The following is a 22,728-nucleotide window of genomic DNA, read 5'->3' on the forward strand; positions in this document are numbered from 1 at the left end:
GAGGCTACAGTCCGCGCCGCTCCCGGGCGGTCACACGCAGCCCGCTGGAGCGCAGCCGCACGATCATCTCCCGAAAGCTCACCGGCACGGCCCCGGCGGCCACCAGGTCCGCGTAGCGGCCTTCAGGCACGTCGTAGTGGTCGAGGTCGAAGCCACGCCGGGGAATACCGGCCTGAGCGGCGAAAGCGTGCAATTCGTGCAGATTCGAGTCGCTCACGAGGTGTGCCCACACCGTTCCGTGCGCCGGCCAGCTAGGCTGGTCGATAAGTATTGCCATGATCGAAGTCTACGAGCCGCCCTGTGTTTCAGAAGTGGTTCAGACACGCCGTGCCGTTGGTTTGACCACGGGTAGCGGATCAGGTAAAGTCAACCCTTGGTGTGCGTTAGATAAATAAGCGCGAATACCAAGGTTTTCTGAGTGCGCTGGGCCAACCGGTCCGTGTACTGCAGTGAATGCAGCAGTCAAGTTTGAGCAGTGAGTTTCCGCAAATTGGAGCCTCAGGCTCCCCAGAGATTGGTACGTAAAGTGGTTTACGCAGTTGTGCGCGCCGGAGGGCGGCAGGAGAAGGTAGAGGTCGGTACCATCGTGACGATGGACCGAATCAAGGCTGACAAGGACGGCAACGTCGAGCTGGCCGCTGTGCTCCTCGTCGACGGCGACAAGATCACCTCTGACGGGGCGTCACTGGCCAAGGTCAAGGTCACTGCTGAGGTTTTGAACAACCTTCGCGGTCCGAAGATCGTCATCCAGAAGTTCAAGAACAAGACCGGGTACAAGAAGCGTCAGGGGCACCGTCAGGAGCTCACTCGCGTTCAGGTTACCGGCATCGCCTAGGCCAGAGGAGATAGACAGATGGCACATAAAAAAGGTGCGAGTTCCACTCGCAACGGTCGTGACTCGAACGCTCAGCGCCTCGGCGTGAAGCGCTTCGGTGGTCAGGTTGTCGGCGCGGGCGAGATCATCGTTCGGCAGCGCGGCACGCACTTCCACCCCGGCGTCAACGTCGGCCGTGGCGGCGACGACACCCTCTTCGCTCTCGAAGCCGGCTCCGTGCAGTTCGGCGCCAAGGGTGGCCGCAAGGTCATCAACATCGTGGTTGCAGCCGAGTAGGTTTTTACAGCACAGTATTTTTCGTACACAACGTCAGGGCGGGCTTCGGTCCGCCCTGACGTGTTTGTTCAGCACTTTTTGTAGCACATCGTTCCACGCACGGGTTTCATAGCACCTCGTTTTGAAGCATTTCTTGCGCCACCTGAAAGGGGCACTCCATGGCCACATTCGTTGACCACGTGACGCTGCATTTACGAGCGGGCAATGGAGGAAACGGATGCGTTTCGGTCAAGCGCGAGAAGTTCAAACCTCTCGCCGGTCCCGACGGCGGTAACGGCGGCAGCGGCGGAGACCTCGTGCTCGTGGCCGATCCCAGCACGACCACCCTGCTCGGCTTCCACCGGTCACCGCACCGCAGCTCCGACAACGGCGGCCCCGGCATGGGCGACCACCGCAATGGCCACAACGGCGAGATGCGCGAGCTCATGGTTCCCATCGGCACCGTGGTCAAGGACATCGAGGGCAACCAGCTCCTCGACATGGACGAACCAGGCCTGCGCCTCATCGTCGCGCCCGGCGGCCAGGGCGGGCTCGGCAACGCCGCCCTCGCCTCGACCAAGCGCAAGGCCCCCGGCTTTGCCCTGCTCGGCACGCTCGGCTGGGAAGGCGACGTCTACCTCGAGCTCAAGACCGTAGCGGATGTCGCGCTCGTCGGGTACCCTTCGGCTGGTAAGTCCAGCCTGATCGCCGCCATGAGTGCGGCTCGCCCCAAAATCGCCGACTACCCCTTCACCACGCTGCACCCCAACCTCGGCGTCGTCGAATCGGGTGAGTCGCGCTACACCATTGCCGACGTGCCCGGCCTGATCGAGGGCGCGAGCGAGGGCAAGGGGCTCGGCCTCGAGTTCCTTCGCCACGTTGAACGCTGCACCGCCCTGCTGCATGTGCTGGACTGTGCCACGCTCGAGCCCGGTCGCGACCCGATCAGTGACCTCGACGTCATTCTCGGCGAACTCGACGCCTACCCGGTGCCCGACGGCCAAAAGCCGCTGCTGCAGCGCTCCCAGCTCATCGCCCTGAACAAGATCGACGTGCCGGAAGGCCGCGAACTGGCCGCCTTCGTCAAGGCCGACCTCGAAGCCCGTGGCTACCGCGTATTCGAAATTTCCAGCGTCACCCACGAGGGTCTCAAACAGCTCAACTACGCCCTCGCCGAGGTCGTCGAACAGGGCCGCGCCGAGGCTGCCGCAGCCGAAGCGAAGAAGCCGCGCATCATCATCCGTCCCAAAGCCGTCGATGAGGGCGGCTTCGTCATCAAGGTCGAGGGTGGCACCTTCGGCAACATTTACCGCATTCTCGGTACCAAGCCGGAACGCTGGATTCAGCAGACCGACTTCACGAACGATGAGGCCGTCGGCTTCCTCGCCGACCGACTCGCCAAGCTCGGCATCGAGAATGAGCTGTACAAGTCGGGAGCCATCGCCGGCTCGACCGTCATCATCGGCCCCGGCCACGGTGTCGTCTTCGACTGGGAGCCCACGCTCACCTCCACCGCCGAACTCATCACGGCTCCCCGAGGCACCGACGCCCGCCTTGACGAGCCTAAACGTCGCACCAGCAACGAACGCCGCGAGGAGTACTTCGGCCGAATGGACGCCAAGTCCTCGGCCCGCGCCGAACTCATTCGTGAGCGCGAAGCCGGCATGTGGCAGACCGGCGAGGAGGAACACAACGAAGACGTTCGCCTCGCCGACGTGGAATTGAACTTCTCCACGCCGGCCGACGCCGCTGAGCCCGAAACCGCGCCAGACACCGGCATCGAAACGGATGCCAATGCTGACGAGACTGAGACAGACCCAACGGAAGAAGTACAGAAGTGAGTGGCTTAGCCAGGGACAACGTAGCGGGCGCGAAACGCGTCGTGGTGAAGGTCGGGTCTTCGTCGATCAGCGGCGAGAACTCCGACCAGATCACACCACTCGTTGACGCCCTGGCCGAGGCCTACGGTCGCGGCACCGAGGTGGTACTCATCTCCTCGGGCGCGGTCGCCACCGGCATGCCCTTCCTGAACCTTGATGAACGCCCCAGCGACGTAGCCACCCAGCAGGCCGCCGCCGCTGTCGGGCAGAATGTGCTCATCTTTCGGTACCAGGAAAGCCTCGACAGGTACGGCATCGCTGCCGGTACCGTGCTGCTGACCGAGGGCGACGCTCTCAAGGAACCGCACCGAAGCAACACCCGGCGCGCACTGGAACGACTGCTCGACCTGCGCATTCTGCCGGTCGTCAACGAGAACGACACCGTGGCTGTCTATGGCTTGCGGTTCGGCAGCAATGATCGCCTCGCCGCCCTGGTCGCAACCCTCATCCAAGCCGACCTGCTGATCATGCTCAGCGACGTCGACGCGCTCTACACCAAGCCGCCGCACCTGCCGGGCGCTGAGAAGCTCGACTTCATCGCCGCGGACGACCCGCTCGACGGGTTCGAGTTCAGTTCGAGCGGAGCAACCGGAGTGGGCACCGGGGGAGCGAGCACGAAGGTGGTCGCCGCCCGCCTCGCCACCAAGGCTGGCACCGCCGTTTTGGTCACCTCGACCGAACTGGCCGCTGCAGCCCTGCGTGGCGAGCACGTCGGCACCTGGTTCGAGCCGACGGCAAGCGAAGAGCGTCGCGCGCTGCTCTGACCGCACCAGCTGCGCTAAACTGCCGGTGGTCGCACGGCGCGTCCATTATTCTTGCCGGAGGGCCAGATTCATGTGGGGTTGCACGTCCTTATTGGGGTCAGCGTGAATGGCTTCAGCGTTAATGTAGCCAACCGAAATATCACCCGATGAGGGCGCACTCGCAGCAGGTTGTTCGATCCGCCGCGCGTATCGTGGTCAAGGTGGGCTCCTCGTCGATCAGTGGCGAAAACTCCGGGCAGATCGCGCCCTTGGTCGATGCCCTGGCTGAAGCGCATGCCCGGGGCACCGAGGTGGTTCTGGTCTCGTCCGGTGCCATTGCCATCGGCATGCCGTACCTCCAGCTGCAGGAACGGCCGACCGACCTGGCGACCCAGCAGGCGGCGGCATCCGTTGGTCAGAATCTGTTGATCTTTCGGTACCAGGACAGCCTCGACCGCTACGACATCGTGGCCGGTCAGGTGCTGCTGACGGCGAGTGACCTCGACAACGCCACCCACCGCGGCAACGCCCAGCGCGCCATGGAGCGCCTGATGGCGCTGCGTATTCTTCCGATCGTCAACGAGAATGACACCGTAGCCACCCACGAGATTCGATTCGGCGACAACGACCGACTGGCCGCCCTCGTCGCCACCCTGATCGGTGCCGACCTGCTCGTGCTCCTCAGCGATGTGGATTCCCTCTACACGTGCCCGCCGGACCTGCCCGGTGCTGAGCGCATCAGCCACGTGGCATTCGGTGACCCGTTGGTGGGGATGGAATTCGGCGCGACTGCCGTCAACGGGGTCGGCACCGGGGGAGCGAGCACCAAGGTGACGGCGGCGCGCATCGCGGCCCAGGCCGGAACCGCCGTGCTGGTCACGGCGACCGGGTTGGTGGCCGAGGCGCTGCGCGGGGATCCGGTGGGAACCTGGTTCGAACCGTCGCCAGCACCGTCAGCACTGCGTATTTCCTGAGAGCCGAGAATAGTCTCATGGTTCGCCTCCCGTAAACTAGGTTCATGTTGCAGTCTCTGAACGATGTAGCCCAGCTCACGCCCACCCTCGAGGCCGCTCGCGCCGCCTCCCTGCCGCTCGCTTCAGCGCCGACAGAGCTAAAGAATAAAGCGCTGAAATTGATTGCGCAATCGCTGCGCGACCACGCCGCGCAGATCGTGACGGCCAACCAGGTCGACCTCGCTGCCGGCGCCACCAACGGCCTCAGTGCCGGACTGCTCGACCGGCTCAAGCTCGACCCGCCGCGCATTATGGCCCTCGCCGACTCCGTCGACCAGATCGCGCTGCTGACCGACCCGGTCGGCCAGGTCGTGCGCGGCAGCAGCCTGCCCAACGGCATCAAAATCAGCCAGGTGCGTGTTCCCTTCGGCGTCATCGGAGTCATCTACGAAGCTCGCCCGAACGTCACCGTCGATCTGGCCGCCCTCGCCTTGAAGAGTGGCAACGCCGTCGTGCTCCGCGGTGGTTCCGCTGCCGAGAACAGCAACCGAATACTCATTGACCTGGTGCAGGCGGCGATCACCGACGCCGGACTCAACCCTGATTCGGTGCAGACCATCGACCCCTTTGGCCGGGCCGGCGCGACCGAGCTCATGAAGGCTCGCGGCTACGTCGACGTGCTCATTCCCCGTGGCAGCGCCAACCTGATCCAGACCGTGGTTCGTGAGTCCCAGGTGCCGGTCATCGAGACCGGTGCCGGCGTCGTGCACGTCTTCCTCGATGAGACGGCTACCAAGCAGTGGGCGATCGATATCGTGCACAACTCCAAGACGCACCGTCCGAGCGTCTGCAATGCCCTGGAAACCCTGCTCGTACACCGCAGCGCAGCTGAACGCTTGCTTCCCGATGTGTTGGACAAGCTCACGGCGTCCGGTGTCACCATCCATGCGGATGCCCGCACCCGCGCGCTCTATCCGGCCGCTGTCCCGGCGACCGACGATGACTGGGGCACCGAATACATGAGCCTCGACATTTCGGTGGCGATTGTCGACTCCCTCGATGAGGCCATGGACCACATTCGTCGCTATTCAACCGGGCACACCGAGTCGATCATCACCAACGATCTGCAGAACGCTGAGCGCTTTCTGAACGAGGTCGATTCGGCCTCGGTCATGGTCAACGCCTCCACTCGCTTCACCGACGGCGGAGAATTCGGCTTCGGTGCCGAGGTGGGTATCTCCACCCAGAAGCTGCACGCTCGTGGGCCGATGGGTTTGCCAGAGCTGACCAGCACAAAGTGGATCGTGCGCGGCACCGGCCAGGTACGCGCGTAGGTTCACACGCGGGTGCCGGTCAAGTGCGCCGGTCAAGCTAGAATGAGTCGACGGCGTGAGCCGTCAGGCGCGCGACCCGTCGCGGCCAACTGGGGCCGCGCCCGACTGCGCGGCGCGTGAATGGAGAACCGATGTCTTTTGTGAGTGCCGTGCTAACCGAGGTCGAGCACATCGCCTTGCCGTTGCCGCTCATCATCTACCCGATGGTGGCCGCCGTGTTGTTCCTGGCCCTCGGCGTCGTGCTGTGGAGCTTTCGTGATGTGTCCAACCGCCACAGCGGCAAGGCTGACGCCTACGCAGCCGCGCATGGCGGACACGGTGGTACCACCGGCACCGGTGGCCACTAGAAGCCTGATTTTAACGTGACAGTTCGTCGCCTTCGCATCGGCGTGATGGGCGGAACGTTCGACCCCATTCACCATGGGCACCTCGTCGCCGCCAGCGAGGTGGCACAGAGCTTCGACCTCGACGAGGTGATCTTCGTGCCCACCGGGCAGCCGTGGCAGAAAAGCGGCGTCACCCGCGGCGAACATCGCTACCTGATGACGGTGATTGCGACCGCGTCCAATCCGCGGTTCACAGTGAGTCGGGTGGATATTGACCGGGTCGGCCCGACTTACACCATTGATACGCTGCGTGATCTGCACGAAGAACGTCCGGATGCCGAATTGTTCTTCATTACCGGAGCGGATGCGATCACCCAGATTCTCGGCTGGAAAGACGTGCGTGAACTGTGGCAGCTGGCACATTTCGTGGCTGTGAGTCGCCCGGGCCATGAGCTGAGCGTTTCGGGATTACCGAACCAAGACGTAAGCTTGTTGGAAGTTCCGGCACTGGCTATTTCGTCCACTGACTGCCGGGCACGGGTCAATCGGGGATTCCCGGTCTGGTATCTGGTCCCCGACGGGGTCGTCCAGTACATCTCAAAGCATCATCTGTATCGGAGTGTGGCATGACGTCGGGAGACCCTCAGCCGCTCAGCCGACGTCAGGCGCGCGAACTCGCCCGCGAACAGGGTGACGAAGCCGCCGCGGTGTACGACGCCATCCCGGCCCTCGACGTTCCGGTGCTGGTCCCGGCCGCGCTTCGCCCGGCACCGTTTGCTTCATCGGCACAGACCTCGACATCACGGCGAACGAGCCGGCACCACACGGCTCCCGATCCGAAAGAGCCTCAGGACACCGTCGATCCAGTTCCAACCCCGGGTGCAGCCGAGCCCGACCCGTCGGTTCCGGCACCGCACACCCTGAGTCGCCGGGAATTGCGCGCACTGCACGCACGTGAAGATGAGGAACGGGCTCTCAATACTGGGGACCTCACGACCCCCGCCGATCAGCCCGCCGACGCTGAAACTACTGATGCTGGGCCGGTTGACCCTGAACTGGTCGAGGCCGAGCTGGTCGAGGCCGAGCTGATCGAGCCCGAGCCCACCACGCCGGTCGCCGTCGACCCGGTCGAATCCGAGCAGATGTACGCCGAGCCGATCGTGGCCGAGCCGATCGTGGCCGAGCCGATCGTGGCCGAGCCGATCGAGGCCGAGCCGATCGAGGCGCCGGATCCGACCATCAGTGACAAGACCGGATGGATGCCGCCGATCGGACACTGGTCGGTCGATGCGGATGCTCCGCGCGTCGACGTATCGCAGCCTGACCAGTCGCTCGACGAACTGATCAACCGTGGTATCGGGGCCGGGGGCATTCCCACCACCACGAACGCGCTCATCCTGCCGTCGATTCCCCACCAGCCGAGCAGCGTGAGTCCCATCTCCAATACGGGCGAGATCATGATCACGGGGTCATTCGACCTGCCGCGCAGTCTTGGCTCGACCGGCGCCCATCCGAATCTGTTCGATTCGTCCGAGATGGACCACCTGATGGACCAGCTCGACGCCGATCAGCTAGGCGGGGACTCGGCCCCGGTCAGTGCGAGTCGCGCCGTGAGCACGCACGCGTCTACCCGCGGGATGTTGACCCCGCCGAAGAATCAGCGTGCCTCACTTCCCACCGTTTTGGTCATCGCCACGGCCGCACTGGCCGTGAGTGTTCTGGCACTCTTCGTGACCGGCTACCTGCTTGGTCTCTTCTAGTGCCCCGCGCCATGCATCCGTGTCCTTCCTTCCTCGCGGGCCTCTTCGGCTCGCTCGTTTCCCCCATCATCGCCACAAGCGCATTCGCGCCTCGCGGCACAATCTCAAGGATTCATTCATGACCACGTCACCCCACGCCCTCGAGCTGCTTGCCATCGCCGTCGCCGCCGCCGACTCCAAGGGAGGCGAAGACCTCGTTGCCCTCGACGTCTCCAACCCGCTTCCCCTCGCCGACATCTTCTTCATCGTCACTGGTCGGTCGGAGCGCAACGTTGTAGCCATTGCCGGCGAGATTGAAGACAAGCTGATCGAGGCCGGCCACAAGCCGCTGCGGCGCGAGGGACGCGCTGCCGGCCGCTGGGTGCTCGTTGACTTCGGTGACCTGGTCGTGCACGTTTTTCACGAAGAAGAGCGCCAGTACTACTCCCTGGAGCGATTGTGGAAGGACTGCCCGGTGATTCCGACCGGGATTCCCGCCAAAGTGACGTCAAACGAGGCCGCCGATGAGGCTGCCGACGAGGTCGCGGAGTAGCTTCGGTTTCGCAGATCACAATCTGTGTTGTAAGCTAACAAAGTTGTTTCGGAGCAATTCGAAACAACAATCTGGGTCCGTGGCGCAGCTGGTAGCGCACCTGCATGGCATGCAGGGGGTCAGGGGTTCGAATCCCCTCGGATCCACCAAATATGAAGTAGCCCCGACATTGTCGGGGCTACTTTTTTGTGATCCATCGTGTAAAAGTTGTGAATGCAAAAGAAATACCGCGTGGCGGGTATCGGAAAAAGAGTTCGGCAGCCATAATTCGTTAGTGGTTATCGCCACACGCGAATGTATCCATCCCGAATGTATTCGACACCTCATTGGAGAATCTCAGAATGAAGAAGACCACGGTTCAGCTGCTGGATGACCTTGACGGCACCGTTATTGAAAATGGGTCCGGAGCAACCGTTTCCTATGCTTTCGAAGGGGAATCGTACGAGATCGATCTGTCCGCCGAAAACCTCGCTGAATTTCGCGCCGCGATCAAGCCATACACAAATGTTTCCCGACGCGTTGGCTATGTGCCCGCTAAGTCACGCGGCACCAGTTCGGCCGGTTCGGACCGGGCCGAGCTCCAGGCCATTCGTGCCTGGGCTGCCGCCAACGGCGTTGCCGTATCCGACCGTGGGCGCATTGCCGGCACCGTGCGCGAGGCCTATGCCAGGGCGCAGGCCTAGCAGAGCCCGAACAGACCATTGCTCCGGATCAGCGGTCCCTGCCTGAGCGAGGGCACCTATGCCGTCTGTTGCGGCCGATTTCACAGCGGTGCTGCGCTGCCGCCGACGGCCGAATGGCTCATGCGATCTCGGTATAGCGCCTTCTGCCGGGATGACGCGCAGTATCTGCTTCAGACGTGGCATCCGTTGACCCGACCGGAATCACTCGAACTGGACCCGGCGATAACTTGGCGACGGCTCGATATCGTGCGTACAGAGCGCGGTGGTTTACTCGATAGTGAGGGCGTCGTGCAATTCACAGCGCACTATCGTGAAAACGGCATAGCGGGTCAGCAGAAAGAAGTGAGCCGCTTTCTCAAGGTTGACCGCCAATGGTATTACCTCGATGCCGTTCCAGACAGACTGAACTCCAGATAGCCACTTCCAGCCGCATGGCCGGGATGGAATCTCAGAGGGCGCGTCACCGCGGTCGATATCGGGCGGCCACCTCCCAGAAATCTGGCTTAGATTGGGTAAATGTCTGAGCATCTCTCCCGCGATATCGCCAGTGGCAGTGACCCGCGGCATCCGGCGCGGCGGGCCCTGCGACGAGCTCGCGCGTGGGTTGACGGGCACCCCTATCTACTCTTCGCCTATCGCCTCGGGGTCGGGCTGCTCGGCACAGTGATTGTTGTTATCGGCATCATTCTGATTCCCCTGCCTGGACCGGGGTGGCTGATCGTCTTCTTGGGACTCGCCGTGCTCGGAACGGAATTCGCTTCAGCGCGTCGGCTCGGCGGGGTACTCAAACAGATTGTCACGCGGGTCTGGGCCTGGTGGCGTTCGCGTCGCGACCGTCCGGTGGCCGGCTGATCTGACCGCCGGCGCGCTCAGCGAGCGGTCAGAAACAGCGCGGCCAGCAGCGCGATGTAGACGATGACGAAAATTGCCGGCGTGACAAATCGCACGACATTGACCCAGGGAGCCATGGCCACGATGCTCCGGGTGAGCGCGCTGGGCGTCTCCAGGCCACGCAGGTCGGTGATGACGGCGAGGCCTTCATTGGCCGCGGCAATCTGGGCCAAAGCTCCGAAAATGCCCGAGGCCAGCAGAATGCCCGCCGCGGCGATGCGCACGGAGAGCTCTGTCGTGCCGAGGCCCAGGGCGAGAAAGCCCACGATGGCCGTGAGCAGGAAGGTCGGCGCGGCTTGGGACGCGATGATGTGTCCGCGGGCTTTCACCCAGGCAGTGATGAGCTCGGATTCGGTCATGGCTGGCTCCATTCTTCGGGTGCCGCACGGCACCTGGATCTATTCTGGCCGCTCCGGCAGATCGTACGGCTCTTTCAACCGTGCGAGTCTGGGTGAAACGGAATAACAGCGGCCGGGCCAAGGTTCCACCGGTGTATGCATGTGCATAGAAAAGACTCGTTCTGAGAGGCTGTACCCGCGTGACGCACAAACTTGAACTGGGACTCGATACCTTCGGCGACGTTACCTTCGACGCCGATGGGCGGCCGCTGGCTCAGCCACAGGTGCTGCGCAACGTCGTGGCCGAAGCCGTGCTGGCCGACCAGGTCGGCCTGGATTTCTTCGGCATCGGCGAGCACCACCGCGCCGATTTCGCCGTGTCAGCACCCGAAGTGGTGCTTGCCGCGATCGCCGGCCAGACCAGCCGGATTCGACTGGGCTCAGCCGTGACCGTACTCAGCTCCGACGACCCGGTGCGGGTCTACCAGCGCTTCGCCACGCTCGACGCCGTGTCGTCTGGACGCGCGGAGATCATTCTCGGGCGCGGTTCGTTCACCGAATCCTTTCCGCTGTTCGGCCTGGATCTCGGTGACTATGAGCAATTGTTCGAGGAGAAGCTCGAATTGTTCACCGAACTGCTCAAGGAACAGCCGGTGACCTGGTCCGGTCAGACCCGGGCAGCCCTGAACGACCAGACCGTGTTTCCGCCGACCGAGTCCGGAGCGATCAAGACCTGGATCGGTGTGGGCGGCAGCCCTGAGTCGGTCATTCGCGCCGCGCACTACGGTCTGCCGCTCATGCTCGCCATCATCGGCGGTGCGCCGCTCGCCTTCGCGCCTCTCGTCGACCTCTACCAGCGCGCCCTGGCGCAGTTCGAGAAGCCCACGCTGCCGATCGGTGAGCACTCGCCCGGCTATATCGCCGAGACGGATGCTCAGGCTCGCGACGAAATGTGGCCGCACTACGAGGCGATGCAGAACCGCATCGGTCGGGAACGCGGCTGGGGCCCGGCCACTCGGGAACGTTTCGAGCAGGATGCCGGCCCCGACGGCGCCGTGTTCGTGGGTTCACCCGAGACCGTGGCCACGAAGATCGCCACGGTGGTGCAGGGACTCGGGCTCAGCCGGTTCGACCTGAAGTACAGCATCGGCACGCTCCCGCACGAGAAATTGATGAACAGCATCGAGCTCTTTGGTACCCGGGTCGCACCGCTCGTGCGCGAAGAACTCGGCTAAGCCTGCCCGGAGCGGCTCGGATGACCGGATATGTCGGCGGATGCCTGTAGCGTGTTCTCCAAGCGCGATTCGGTCATCCGTCGGCGCTGTCTTGTCGCCTCTGTCACACCTGACCGTGTCCCGTCTTCATCCCGAGGAGTCTCATGGAAACCTGGCCCGGAACCGCCTACCCCCTTGGCGCAACGTTCGACGGGAGCGGTACCAACTTCGCACTGTTCAGCGAAGCCGCTCAACGCGTTGAACTCTGTCTCATCGATGAAGATGGAGGTGAGACGCGAGTTGAGGTGCGCGAGTCATCCGCTTATATCTGGCATTGCTACCTGCCGCTGGTGCAGCCGGGGCAGCGCTACGGGTATCGGGTGTACGGCGACTACAACCCGGCGGCCGGTAACCGGACCAACCCGAGCAAGCTGCTGCTCGACCCATACGCCAAGGCCACCACGGGGGCCATCGACTGGGACCCGTCGCTGTTCTCCTACGATTTCGACGACCCGGATTCGGCGAACGACGAGGATTCCGCCTCGCACATGATGCTCGGCGTCGTCGTCAACCCGTTCTTCGACTGGACCGGTGATCGATCCCTCCGCACGCCCTACAGCGAGTCCTTCATCTACGAGGCACACGTGAAGGGCCTGACCAAGCTGCAGGAGTCCGTGCCTGAAACCCAGCGCGGCACCTACGCGGGCCTGGCGCATCCGTCGGTGATCGACCACCTGCAAAAGCTCGGTGTGACTGCCATCGAACTGATGCCGGTGCACCAGTTTGTCAATGACGGCACCCTCGTGGAGCAGGGCCTGGGCAACTATTGGGGCTACAACACGATCGGATTCTTTGCGCCGCACAACGCGTATTCCTCGACCGGTGATCTCGGCCAGCAGGTGCAGGAATTCAAGGGAATGGTGCGCAGCCTGCACGCCGCCGGCATCGAGGTCATTCTCGACGTGGTCTACAACCACACCGCCGAGGGCAACCACATGGGTCCGACCCTGTCGTTCAAGGGCATCGACAACGAGGCCTATTACCGCCTGATGGACGACGACAAGCGCTACTACATGGACTACACCGGGACCGGCAACACCCTCAACGTGCGGCACCCGCACGTGCTGCAGCTCATCATGGACTCGCTGCGCTACTGGGTGCTCGAGATGCACGTCGACGGCTTTCGGTTCGACCTGGCCAGCGCCCTGGCCCGCGACCTCTACGAGGTCGACAAGCTCTCCACCTTCTTCGAGCTCGTGCAGCAAGACCCGATCGTCTCGCAGGTCAAGCTCATCGCCGAGCCGTGGGACGTCGGCCCCGGCGGCTATCAGGTCGGCAATTTTCCCTCCCAGTGGTCGGAATGGAACGGCAAGTACCGCGATACCGTGCGTGATTTCTGGCGGGGGGAGCCATCCACTCTCGGCGAATTCGCCTCCCGCGTCGCCGGATCGGCCGACTTGTACGAGCACTCCGGGCGCCGTCCGATGGCGTCGATCAACTTCGTCACCGCGCATGACGGCTTCACCATCGCCGATCTCGTGTCGTACAACGAGAAGCACAATGACGCCAACGGCGAAGACAACAAAGACGGCGAGTCGCACAACCGCTCCTGGAACTCCGGCGTCGAAGGTCTCAGCGATGATCCGGAGATTCGTGGGTTGCGCGCGCGGCAGGCACGCAACTTCATCGCGACGCTGCTTTTGTCGCAGGGGGTTCCGATGCTGCTGCACGGCGATGAGCTCGGGCGAACCCAGCAGGGTAACAACAACACCTACGCGCAGGATTCCGAGCTGACCTGGGTGCACTGGGACGAAGCGGATGTGCCGCTGATCGAATTCACGGCGGCCGTTTCCCGCCTCCGCCGCGAGCACCCGACGTTTCGGCGCAGTCGCTTCTTCGACGGTCGCCCCGGTAACCGCGTCGCGGGCGAATCGCTGCCCGATATCGTGTGGCTGGGCACCGATGGTGAACCGATGGCGTCGGAAGACTGGGACGAAAACCTCGCTCGCACGGTCGCCAAATTCCTCAACGGCAACGGAATCCGTGAACGAGACGTGCGCGGTCAGGACGTCACCGACGACAACTTTCTGCTGTTGTTCAACGCCGACGCCGAAGACGTCGAATTCACGCTGCCACCCAACGAATATGCCCCGGCCTGGGAAATTGTGGTCGACACCGCCGGTGAGGGGGCCGATTCCATCGCCCGTCCGGCCGGAGCCATCCAGACCGTGGCCGGTCGTTCCCTCGTGGTCCTGCGCGCCTATCACGAACCCGAAGTTGCACCGGATCACTCCGTCGCCGCGTCACTGGCCGGTGCCACCGGTCTGATCACGCTGCCGGGCCACAGCTGAGGGCCGTTCGGTGACCCTTGACGCAGATCTTTTCGTGACGGTGCCCGTCGTCGCGCCGTTGTCGACCTACCGCCTGCAGATCACTGCGGGTTTCGACCTTGACGCGGCCGCAGGGATCGTCGATTACCTTCGCGATCTCGGTGCCGACTGGGTCTACCTGTCGCCGCTGTTGAAGGCCGAAGACGGATCGGATCACGGCTACGACGTCGTCGACCACTGCCTGGTCGACCCAGCACGCGGCGGGGCGGATGCCTTGGGTCGCCTGGCCACTGCCGCGCATCGGGTCGGGCAGGGCGTGCTCGTGGACATCGTGCCCAACCACGTGGGCGTGGCCACGCCGCGGCAGAATCCTTGGTGGTGGGACCTGCTGCAGAACGGCGAACAGTCACGGTACGCCGAGGCCTTCGATGTGGACTGGGAGTTCGGTAGCGGCAGAATCCGCATTCCGGTGCTCGGTGATGATCAGGGCGGCGACGTTCAGCGCGGTGACGATCAGGGCCGCGGCGAGCTCGACCGGCTTGAGCTGGTCGACGGCGAACTGCGCTACTTCGACAACCGGTATCCGCTGGCGTCCGGAACCGCCGACGACGGTGCCAGCCCGGCCGACGTGCATGACCGCCAACACTATGAGCTCGTGAACTGGCGCCGCGCTGACGCGGAGCTCAACTATCGGCGCTTCTTCGCCGTGAACAGTTTGGCCGGCATTCGCGTCGACGTGCCGTGGGTGTTCGAAGAGTCGCACCGCGAGATCGTGCGCTGGGTCAAGGACGGCCTGGTTCAGGGCCTCCGGGTGGACCACCCCGACGGCCTCGCCGACCCGGCCGGCTACCTCGAAGCCCTGCGCCGCGCCACCGACGGGGCGTACGTGCTGGTCGAGAAGATTCTCGAGGGTCCGGAACAACTTCCGTCGAGCTGGGCGACGGCCGGGACGACCGGGTATGACGCCCTCGCCGACGTGGACCGGGTGCTCGTCGATCCGGCCGGTCAGCCTGCCCTTGACGCCCTGGAATCACGGCTGCAGGGCGACACCGTCGCTTGGAACGATCTGGTCTTTCGCAACAAGCGTGCGGTGGCCGACGGCATCCTTCGCTCGGAAGTGCTGCGCATCGCCCGTCTGGTACCGAACGACGAGGAGGCCGACACCACCGCCGACGCCGTGGCCGAACTGCTGGCCTGGTTTCCGGTCTACCGCTCCTACCTGCCCCTCGGCCAGGGCGACCTGCAGGTGGCGGCGGGGCGGTCGATCACGCACCGCCCGCACCTGGAGGCCGAGATCGACCGGCTGCTGCCGCTGCTGGGAGACCCGGGGCATCCGGCGGCCGTACGTTTTCAACAGACTTCGGGCATGGTGATGGCCAAGGGGGTCGAGGACCGGGCCTACTACCGGTTCGGTCGGCTGACCTCGCTCAACGAGGTGGGAGCCGACCCCGACGAGTTTGCGGTGACGGTGGCCGAGTTTCACGACCGGCAGCGCGCGCGCCAGGCCAGCTTTCCGCGGTCGATGACGACGCTGTCCACCCACGACACCAAACGTGGCGAAGACGTGCGCGCCCGTATCTCGGTGCTCGCCGAGATTCCCGCCGAGTGGGAGGCTGCCCTGGACCAGCTGCGGGAGGCGCATCCGCTCGGGGACGCACCGTTTGAGAACCTGCTCTGGCAGGCAATCGTCGGCTCCTGGCCGGCCAGCCGGGAGCGCCTCGCCGTCTACGCGCTCAAGGCGGCGCGCGAGGCCGGAACCATCACCACGTGGACAGAGCAGAACGCCGAATTCGAAGCGAAACTGGGGGACCTCGTCGCTCTCGCTACCAGCCCGGGGTCTACCCACGATCTGATTGCTGCGCTGGTCGAGCGGATGCAGCAGGCAGGCTGGAGCAACTCGCTCGCGCTCAAACTGCTGCAGCTGACCATGCCGGGCGTTCCCGACGTGTACCAGGGCAGTGAACTGTGGGAGACCTCACTCGTCGACCCCGACAACCGTCGCACGGTCGACTACACGCTGCGCCGTCAGTTGCTGACCCGCATCGACAGCGGATGGCTTCCCGAGGTAGACGAGACAGGTGCCGCCAAGCTGCTGATCACCGCCCGGGCCCTGCGGCTGCGCCGCGACCGGCCGGACCTGTTCACTCGCTACGCCCCGGTTCCGGTTTTCGGGTCGGGCGCGAGCTATCTCGTGGCGTTTGATCGCGGGGGAGCGATCACGCTGGCCACCCGATTGCCGATCGGGCTGCAGGAGGCGGGCGGTTGGGGAGACACGACGATTGCTGTGGCGGGGCGCGCCTATATCGATCTGGTCACGCAGGAGCGCTTCGAGGGCCCGAACCTCGACGTCGTCCAGGTGCTCGCGCACTACCCGGTGGCGCTTCTGGTGGCCGTCGATGACCGAAATCCGGTCTCTACCCACACAGGACGACACGCATGAACGATCAGAAATTTGCCGTCTGGGCTCCTGACGCGCGCGTCGTGCAGGTGCAACTCGGCCTCCGCCAGCTCGAGCTCACGGCGCGCGACGACGGGTGGTGGGAGCTGCCGGCATCCGCTCAACCCCCGGTCACCGGACCGATCGACTACGGATTCATCGTGGACGGGCGCGGACCGTTCGCCGACCCCCGGTCGCGGCACCAGCCGGCCGGGGTGCACGCCCTCTCGCGCACCTTCGACGCCTCGGCCCACGTCTGGCAGGACGCCGACTGGACCGGTCGCCAGCTCGCCGGAGCCATCATCTACGAGCTGCACGTGGGAACCTTCACACGGGAGGGCACCTTTGACGCGGCCGCGAGCCGGCTCGATCACCTGCATTCGATCGGCGTCGATTTCATCGAGCTGCTGCCGGTGAACGCGTTCAGCGGCACGCGCAACTGGGGCTACGACGGCGTGCTCTGGTACGCCGTGCACGAGGGCTACGGCGGCCCGGCCGGGTACCAGAACTTCGTCGACGCCTGCCACCAGCGCGGCATCGGCGTCATCCAGGACGTCGTCTACAACCACCTGGGGCCGAGCGGCAACTACCTGCCCCAGTTCGGCCCGTACCTCAGTGAGGCGGCCGGTAACACCTGGGGCTCGTCCCTCAATCTCGACGGTCCGCACTCCGACCCGGTGCGGCGCTACATTCTCGACAATGCACTGATGTGGCTCGGCGAATACCACGTCGATGGGCTGCGCCTCGACGCGGTGCACGCCCTGCGCGATACCAGCGCCACCCACTTGCTCGAGCAGCTCGCCGTCGAGGTCGCAGTGCTCAGCGCCGAAACCGGCCGGCCGCGCACCCTGATCGCCGAATCCGACCTCAACGACCCCCGGCTCGTGACGCCGCGCGAGGCCAACGGCTACGGTCTCGACGCACAATGGAGCGACGACTTTCATCACGCCGTGCACGTCGCCCTGACCGGCGAAACGACCGGCTACTACGCCGATTTCGAACCCCTCGACGCCCTCGCCAAGGTGCTCACCCACGGGTTCTTCCACGACGGCACCTACTCGAGCTTTCGCGAGCGCACGCACGGCCGCCGCATCGACCTCGAGCGCATGCCCACCTGGCGGCTGGTCGTCGCCTCCCAGAACCATGACCAGATCGGCAACCGTGCCGTCGGCGACCGGTTGAGCGAGCAGCTCGATACCGGCCAGCTGGCCATTGCCGCCGCGTTGACCCTGCTCGGGCCGTACACACCGATGTTGTTCATGGGCGAAGAATGGGGAGCCAGGACACCGTGGCAGTTCTTCACCTCGCATCCCGAACCGGAGCTCGGCGCCGCCACGGCCCGTGGTCGCATCAACGAATTCGCCCGCATGGGCTGGGATCCGGCGCTGGTTCCCGATCCCCAGGACGAGCAGACCTTCGAGCGCTCAAAGCTCAACTGGAACGAAGCCGCCGAACCACAGCATGCTCGCCTGCTCGGGTTCTACCGCGACCTGGCCGCTGTGCGCCGCACCCGCCCGGACTTCACCGATCCCCGCTTCGACCAGATCGCCGTGGAATTCGATGCGGCAGCCGGCTGGCTGCGGCTGCACCGCGGCAGCACCAAGATCCTGTTCAATCTCGGCACCCAGCCGGTGCGGGTTCCGGCGGGGGGCGGTGACATCGTGCTGTCCTTTGCGGCCGCGGGCGACGCCGTGCAGGGTCGGCTGCCCAACGCCCTGCAGCTGGCACCGCACTCCGTGGTCGTTCTGGCCTGATCGCGTCTGGCAAGATGGGGCTGACTGCTGCACGACCAGGCAGCAGAGAGGACCAGGCATGGGATCGTTTCTGTCGCCGACAACAGCCACTGCGCTCGAGCACCTGCTCAACCTGCAACCGGATGCCGCGCCCCTGGAACGGTTGCGCGCCATCCGCTCGCTGCAAGCAGCGCTCGACCACGACCCCGCCACGCTCGCCGCCGTGCGAGATGCTGTCGCGGCAGATACGTCGTGGGACGAGATCGCCGACGCGACCGGTCTCAAGGTGCCAGCGGCCAAATGGCGCTGGGGCGGTACCGACGACGAGATCAGTGCCCGCCTGGAAGCCGGCCGCAAACGATCAGTGCGGCCCAGCAGCGTACCCACCGAACTTCCCGGCCTGTCCGTCGCTGAGGCGGCAGCCGCGCGCGGAGTGAGCGCCCAGGCCATCTATCTGCAGGTGCGCCGCGGAACCCTGGTCAGTCGCACCGTGACCCTGCCCGACGGTCGCAGCTACAAACGCGTGTTCCCGGCCGGCACGCCCGACCTCGAATCCAGTCCCGATTCCCGCCCCGACATCAATGGAGACGTCCCACTATGACGAGTACCCCGACCACCCTCACGATTGAACGCCGCGCCGACCGGCTGCACGTCGAACTCAACCGACCCGACGTGCGCAACGCCATCGACCAGACCATGATCGACGAGCTGCACGCGGTCTGCGCCGAGCTCGAGCAGCAGCCTCGCATCCTGATCATCAGTGGCGCGAACGGTGTCTTCGCCTCGGGCGCCGACATCGCCCAGCTGCGCGAACGGCGTCGCGATGACGCGCTGCTCGGCATCAACTCCGGGCTGTTCTCCCGCATCGCGAAGCTGCCGATGCCGGTCATCGCGGCAATCGACGGCTGGGCGCTCGGCGGCGGCGCCGAACTAGCCTACGCGGCCGACTTTCGGATCGCGTCGACGAGCGCCAGGCTCGGCAACCCCGAGACGGCACTCGGCATCCTGCCGGCCGCCGGCGCACTGTGGCGCCTGGCCGAGCTGGTCGGGGAGCCGGTGGCCAAGGAGATCATCCTGGCCGGGCGCATCCTCGGCGCCGCGGAGTGCCTTGCTGTGCACCTGGTCACCGAGGTTCACGACCCCGACGACCTGCTGGCCGCCGCGCACGCGCTGGCCGACCGTATTGCGGCGCAGGATCCCCTCGCGACCCGGCTGGCCAAAGAGGTGTTCCACGCTCCCCGCGCGGCGCATCCGCTCGTCGATAACACGGCCCAGGCCATTCTGTTCGAATCGGAGGCCAAATTCACCCGAATGGATGCCTTCCTCGCCCGTCGCAAGCGTTGACCGCCCAGCCCGCCTGGGCCGCCGGAGTTCTCACGACGAATCTCGGTGGCGAATTCAGGAAATCCGGAGGCTCGGCCGGCGCGGCGCGGCGCTGGTCCGGGCGATTCTGGTCTGTGCCGGTTCGTTTTCCTGAATTCGCCACGGGAAAGGCCTGTGCTTGGATGGAAGGAGTGCGAGGGCGGACTGGTCAGCCCGCACTCGATCGGGGGACCTCATGACACTGGTGAACAGTTCGGCACCGACCCGCCCGCGGGATATCGCTGCAGCGCTGACTCTGTGGCTCCCTTTCATGGCGGTCGTCGTCACCTGGCTGCTGTGGATCGATCGCCTGCCGGGCGTGCTGCCACGGCAGTGGGGGCGCGACGGCGCGGTGAGCTCGACGATGCCCACCTGGGGAATGGCCGTGATTGCGCTCGTGGTGAGCCTGGGTGCTGCCAGTCTGGCCACCTACTGGCTCCGCGAGCGGGGTGCGCCCAATCGCCGCCAGGTCTACCTCGGGCTCGGCCTCGCTGCGGGGCTGTCGTCGAGCCTGTGGCTGACCACGGCCGGCATCACCGTTGCTGCCGGAGCCGCGGAACCGAAAATGAGCGCCTGGGTGCTGCTCACCTTCGCCGCCTGCGGGTATGGTCTGCTGCCGTTTCTGATTGCCCAGAAATGGGTGACGCCAGCGACCGTAACGGAACTCCCGGAGACGACCGCCGAGACAACGACCGCCGCGACAGCGACAGCCGATCCCGCCGCCACCTGGACCAAGGTCGTGACGAGCCCGGTCATGGCTGCGATCGGCGGGCTCATCGTGCTCGGTGGGGCCATCGGAATCGTGGCCCAACTGCGCGACGAGGGGCTGACCGGTGCAGCCGCGGCCAGCGCCATGGCGGTGGCGATCGTCGTTCTCATCCTCACGGCCACGCTGCTCTTCGTGCAGGTTCGGGTGAGCGTGGACCAACGCGGGCTGCGCGTGGTGTCGCGGTTGCTGGGCATCCGTTTGAAGCAGGTGCCGCTCGACCAGGTGGAGTCCGCGTTCGCCGAGACCGTGAGCCCGTTTCACTCCGGTGGCTGGGGATACCGACTGACCGGCGGACGCTCGGCCGTGGTCATGCGTGGCGGGCCAGCCCTCGTGGTGAATCTGCGGCGCGGTAACCAGTTTGCCGTGACCGTCGACGACCCGCAGGCCGCCGCGGCCCTGTTGACCGGCCTCAGTGCCGCGAACCCGACGGCGCACTAGCGCCCGGGCCCACCTTATGGCCCGGGGCCCAGTTTCTAAACTGGCACCGTGGACGGGCCCCGGGCCCCGTCCACGGTGCCGGGGGTCGCGAAGTACAGCGTGGAAAATGGACGCAAGGGGATCAGGGCGCATTGGCGTCGCGGCGCGCCACCTCGTACCCGCCGGCGGCATAGATCGTGGTGAATTCCACTCCGGGGTGCAGCGCCTCGCCCACCACCTGCGCCGACGTCCACTCGGCGGGCAGACCGCCGGCGGCAAGATCGATCACGAGGTAATCCGGCAGCGGATTCTTATTGCCGAGCCAGTAGACATCCGTTCGTTCCACGAGATAGTTCATCAGCCCGATGTCTGATTCGACCAGCGCCCCGTCGGGCACAACCCGCAGCGCTGCGGTCGCAGCGGCGGCGCGATGCGTCGAAAAATGGGCCGGGACATCCACCAGTTTGAACAGCGGCAGCGTCGTGGCGAGCACGAGCGCTGCGACAATCGAAACGGATGCCGCCAGCCGCCCGTATCCGCGCAGCCAGCCCCGCAGGCTGCCGCGAGCGAGCGCGATTCCATCGAGCGCGGCAGCAAACAGGATGGGCATCAGCACGGCGCTGTACTGCCAGGTCGGACCCCAGTAGCCCGAATTCTCCGACAGGAACCGCCAGGCCAGAGTGGGCAGCAGCACGAGCGCCAGCGGCGACCGCACCGCGATGAGCCCGCCCGCCACAATCAGCAGCAGCACGGTCACGCTCTTCTGCGGCTGAAATAGTGCGGCCGGGTCCTGCAGAATGCCGAGCAGGTCGATGCTGCTCGAATAGGCCCAGGCGCCGTTCGGGTTGAGCAGCGGCAGAATGACCAGGCTGGCCAGGGCGAACCAGGCCACGCCCCAGACGGCCAGCCACACGCCGAGCGGATGCCGGCTGCGCACGGCCAGCACGATGCCCAAGGCGGCCACGGTGAGTCCGAGGTCTTCCTTCACGAACACGAGCGGCATCGCCCAGAGCAGGCAGGCCACCCACTGGCGCCCCAGAAAGGCGCACAGCGACAGCGCCAGTAGCGGAACGGCGAAGGCAATCTCGTGGAACTGCGCCTCGACCGCCCCCTGAAGTCCCCAGCTGAACGCGAACGCCAACCCGAACAGCGTGCCCGTGAACGCACCGATCAGCCGAATGGCGGCAAAAGTGAGGGCGGCGGCGGCAAGGCCGAACAGCGCGTTCTGCACCACCAGCAGGGTGAACGCGTGCGGGAAGACTACGAAAATGGGGCCGAGCAACACCAGGAGCGGATGAAAATGATCACCGAGCAGGTTGAAGCCCTCGCCCTTGATCGTGACAATGGGCGCCTCGAGCGCCGCGTAATGCCGGGCCAGCTGGGTGAAGATTCCCAGGTCCCAGGACGGTGCGGCGAAACTGCGCCACTGCAGGGCCGAGAACACAGTGAACAGCGCGGTCGTCACCAGCCCGACAGCGGCCGGAAGCACGAACGGAGCCAGCGCGGGTCCGAACTGGCCGCGGCGGATTCCCCTCATCCGACCACGCTAACGCACCCCGTGGCTGATCCTGTAGCAGTACGGGACCTTTGGCCCTATGGGACCGATCCGGCAGGCGACACACTGAGAACGTGCCCCAAACAACGGCACATTCGGAGATCGCATGACACTCACTTGCCCCTTCTGCCGTTCACAAGCCCGACTGAGCCCGAATCCCGCCCACGCCGAGCGCAATTCACTTCCCGTCTACATTCTCAAGTGTTCCGGATGCGACCACACCAGTGTGCGCGTCACCCCGGTTCGCGGCCAGCGGGCCACAAACGCCGTCGGCGTCTGATTCACCGCATCACCCCGCTCATCCTCCCGGCGTCCCCCGCGCCGTCGAGGACAACAGGAACACCTTCGCATGCCCCATGCGAAGGTGTTTCTTTCTGTGCC

23 protein-coding genes and 1 tRNA gene are annotated in these 22,728 nt (G+C 65.1%); 21 read left to right on the plus strand and 3 right to left on the minus strand.

All coding sequences use genetic code 11. The features are described 5' to 3' along the window. Positions 1 to 4: 4 nt before the first annotated feature. Positions 5 to 277, minus strand: coding sequence for a DUF4031 domain-containing protein (locus tag CXY77_RS07775; RefSeq protein ID WP_092339966.1), 273 nt, complete (start codon positions 275 to 277; stop codon positions 5 to 7). 249 nt (positions 278 to 526) lie between these two features. On the opposite strand from CXY77_RS07775, the gene rplU reads away from it, so the two are divergent. The 14 genes from rplU (at position 527) to CXY77_RS07845 (ending at position 10,153) form a co-directional block, all read left to right on the plus strand. After that, positions 527 to 835 (plus strand): 50S ribosomal protein L21, encoded by a 309-nt coding sequence (rplU, locus tag CXY77_RS07780; RefSeq protein WP_092339967.1) that lies wholly within the window; start codon positions 527 to 529, stop codon positions 833 to 835. An 18-nt stretch (positions 836 to 853) separates the two neighbouring features. Next, the gene (rpmA, locus tag CXY77_RS07785) at positions 854 to 1,111 is read left to right on the plus strand and encodes a 50S ribosomal protein L27 (protein ID WP_035836705.1); all 258 of its coding nucleotides are present in this window, start codon (positions 854 to 856) and stop codon (positions 1,109 to 1,111) included. Positions 1,112 to 1,269: 158 nt separating this feature from the next. After that, positions 1,270 to 2,931, plus strand: a complete 1,662-nt coding sequence (gene obgE, locus CXY77_RS07790; RefSeq protein ID WP_104129904.1) for a GTPase ObgE — start codon at positions 1,270 to 1,272, stop codon at positions 2,929 to 2,931. Next, positions 2,928 to 3,734 carry a glutamate 5-kinase gene (gene proB / locus CXY77_RS07795; protein ID WP_092339969.1) on the plus strand — a complete coding sequence of 269 codons (807 nt, stop codon included), beginning with the start codon at positions 2,928 to 2,930 and terminating at the stop codon, positions 3,732 to 3,734. Before obgE ends, proB (CXY77_RS07795) begins: the two co-directional genes overlap by 4 nt. A gap of 146 nt (positions 3,735 to 3,880) precedes the next feature. Beyond that, positions 3,881 to 4,687 carry a glutamate 5-kinase gene (gene proB, locus CXY77_RS07800; protein ID WP_104129905.1) on the plus strand — a complete coding sequence of 269 codons (807 nt, stop codon included), beginning with the start codon at positions 3,881 to 3,883 and terminating at the stop codon, positions 4,685 to 4,687. Positions 4,688 to 4,731: 44 nt separating this feature from the next. Next, positions 4,732 to 6,000, plus strand: coding sequence for a glutamate-5-semialdehyde dehydrogenase (locus CXY77_RS07805; protein WP_092339971.1), 1,269 nt, complete (start codon positions 4,732 to 4,734; stop codon positions 5,998 to 6,000). A 131-nt stretch (positions 6,001 to 6,131) separates the two neighbouring features. Then, complete coding sequence (locus CXY77_RS07810; RefSeq protein ID WP_092339972.1) at positions 6,132 to 6,347, plus strand: hypothetical protein; 216 nt, start codon at positions 6,132 to 6,134, stop codon at positions 6,345 to 6,347. 15 nt (positions 6,348 to 6,362) lie between these two features. After that, positions 6,363 to 6,956 (plus strand): nicotinate-nucleotide adenylyltransferase, encoded by a 594-nt coding sequence (gene nadD, locus CXY77_RS07815; protein ID WP_255409998.1) that lies wholly within the window; start codon positions 6,363 to 6,365, stop codon positions 6,954 to 6,956. After that, the gene (locus tag CXY77_RS07820) at positions 6,953 to 8,086 is read left to right on the plus strand and encodes a hypothetical protein (protein ID WP_104129906.1); all 1,134 of its coding nucleotides are present in this window, start codon (positions 6,953 to 6,955) and stop codon (positions 8,084 to 8,086) included. The genes nadD and CXY77_RS07820 overlap by 4 nt, the downstream gene beginning before the upstream one ends. A gap of 118 nt (positions 8,087 to 8,204) precedes the next feature. Then, entirely contained in the window at positions 8,205 to 8,618 is a 414-nt protein-coding gene (rsfS, locus tag CXY77_RS07825) for a ribosome silencing factor (RefSeq protein WP_092339974.1), read from the plus strand. 73 nt (positions 8,619 to 8,691) lie between these two features. Next, a tRNA-Ala gene (locus CXY77_RS07830) sits at positions 8,692 to 8,767 on the plus strand. Positions 8,768 to 8,959: 192 nt separating this feature from the next. Next, positions 8,960 to 9,301, plus strand: coding sequence for an Lsr2 family protein (locus tag CXY77_RS07835; RefSeq protein WP_092339975.1), 342 nt, complete (start codon positions 8,960 to 8,962; stop codon positions 9,299 to 9,301). A gap of 18 nt (positions 9,302 to 9,319) precedes the next feature. Beyond that, complete coding sequence (locus CXY77_RS07840) at positions 9,320 to 9,718, plus strand: YchJ family metal-binding protein (RefSeq protein ID WP_104129907.1); 399 nt, start codon at positions 9,320 to 9,322, stop codon at positions 9,716 to 9,718. Positions 9,719 to 9,817: 99 nt separating this feature from the next. Further along, the gene (locus tag CXY77_RS07845; protein ID WP_092339976.1) at positions 9,818 to 10,153 is read left to right on the plus strand and encodes a TIGR02611 family protein; all 336 of its coding nucleotides are present in this window, start codon (positions 9,818 to 9,820) and stop codon (positions 10,151 to 10,153) included. 17 nt (positions 10,154 to 10,170) lie between these two features. Here CXY77_RS07845 and CXY77_RS07850 read toward each other — a convergent pair whose 3' ends face one another. Further along, positions 10,171 to 10,551 carry a hypothetical protein gene (locus tag CXY77_RS07850; protein WP_104090451.1) on the minus strand — a complete coding sequence of 127 codons (381 nt, stop codon included), beginning with the start codon at positions 10,549 to 10,551 and terminating at the stop codon, positions 10,171 to 10,173. Between the two features lie 179 nt (positions 10,552 to 10,730). Between CXY77_RS07850 and CXY77_RS07855 the strand changes: the two genes are divergently transcribed. The 7 genes from CXY77_RS07855 to CXY77_RS07885 all read left to right on the plus strand — a co-directional run bounded on the left by CXY77_RS07855 (position 10,731) and on the right by CXY77_RS07885 (position 20,813). Beyond that, complete coding sequence (locus CXY77_RS07855; protein ID WP_104090450.1) at positions 10,731 to 11,765, plus strand: LLM class flavin-dependent oxidoreductase; 1,035 nt, start codon at positions 10,731 to 10,733, stop codon at positions 11,763 to 11,765. Between the two features lie 143 nt (positions 11,766 to 11,908). After that, a complete protein-coding gene (glgX, locus tag CXY77_RS07860) occupies positions 11,909 to 14,095 on the plus strand; it encodes a glycogen debranching protein GlgX (RefSeq protein WP_092339979.1) in 2,187 nt (728 codons plus the stop codon). A gap of 10 nt (positions 14,096 to 14,105) precedes the next feature. Next, on the plus strand, positions 14,106 to 16,514 hold the full coding sequence (gene treY, locus CXY77_RS07865) for a malto-oligosyltrehalose synthase (protein WP_233197308.1): 2,409 nt from the start codon (positions 14,106 to 14,108) through the stop codon (positions 16,512 to 16,514). Beyond that, a complete protein-coding gene (gene treZ / locus CXY77_RS07870; RefSeq protein ID WP_104129908.1) occupies positions 16,511 to 18,265 on the plus strand; it encodes a malto-oligosyltrehalose trehalohydrolase in 1,755 nt (584 codons plus the stop codon). The genes treY and treZ overlap by 4 nt, the downstream gene beginning before the upstream one ends. 58 nt (positions 18,266 to 18,323) lie before the next feature. Then, positions 18,324 to 18,845, plus strand: a complete 522-nt coding sequence (locus CXY77_RS07875) for a hypothetical protein (protein WP_104129909.1) — start codon at positions 18,324 to 18,326, stop codon at positions 18,843 to 18,845. Further along, positions 18,842 to 19,588, plus strand: a complete 747-nt coding sequence (locus CXY77_RS07880) for an enoyl-CoA hydratase/isomerase family protein (protein ID WP_092339982.1) — start codon at positions 18,842 to 18,844, stop codon at positions 19,586 to 19,588. Before CXY77_RS07875 ends, CXY77_RS07880 begins: the two co-directional genes overlap by 4 nt. 214 nt (positions 19,589 to 19,802) lie before the next feature. After that, a complete protein-coding gene (locus CXY77_RS07885) occupies positions 19,803 to 20,813 on the plus strand; it encodes a hypothetical protein (protein WP_104129910.1) in 1,011 nt (336 codons plus the stop codon). Between the two features lie 121 nt (positions 20,814 to 20,934). Here CXY77_RS07885 and CXY77_RS07890 read toward each other — a convergent pair whose 3' ends face one another. Beyond that, positions 20,935 to 22,329, minus strand: coding sequence for a DUF2079 domain-containing protein (locus tag CXY77_RS07890; protein ID WP_104129911.1), 1,395 nt, complete (start codon positions 22,327 to 22,329; stop codon positions 20,935 to 20,937). Between the last annotated feature and the right edge of the window lie 399 nt (positions 22,330 to 22,728).

It is taken from the genome of Cryobacterium sp. N21 (assembly GCF_002929575.1).
Taxonomy (GTDB): Bacteria; Actinomycetota; Actinomycetes; order Actinomycetales; family Microbacteriaceae; genus Cryobacterium; species Cryobacterium flavum.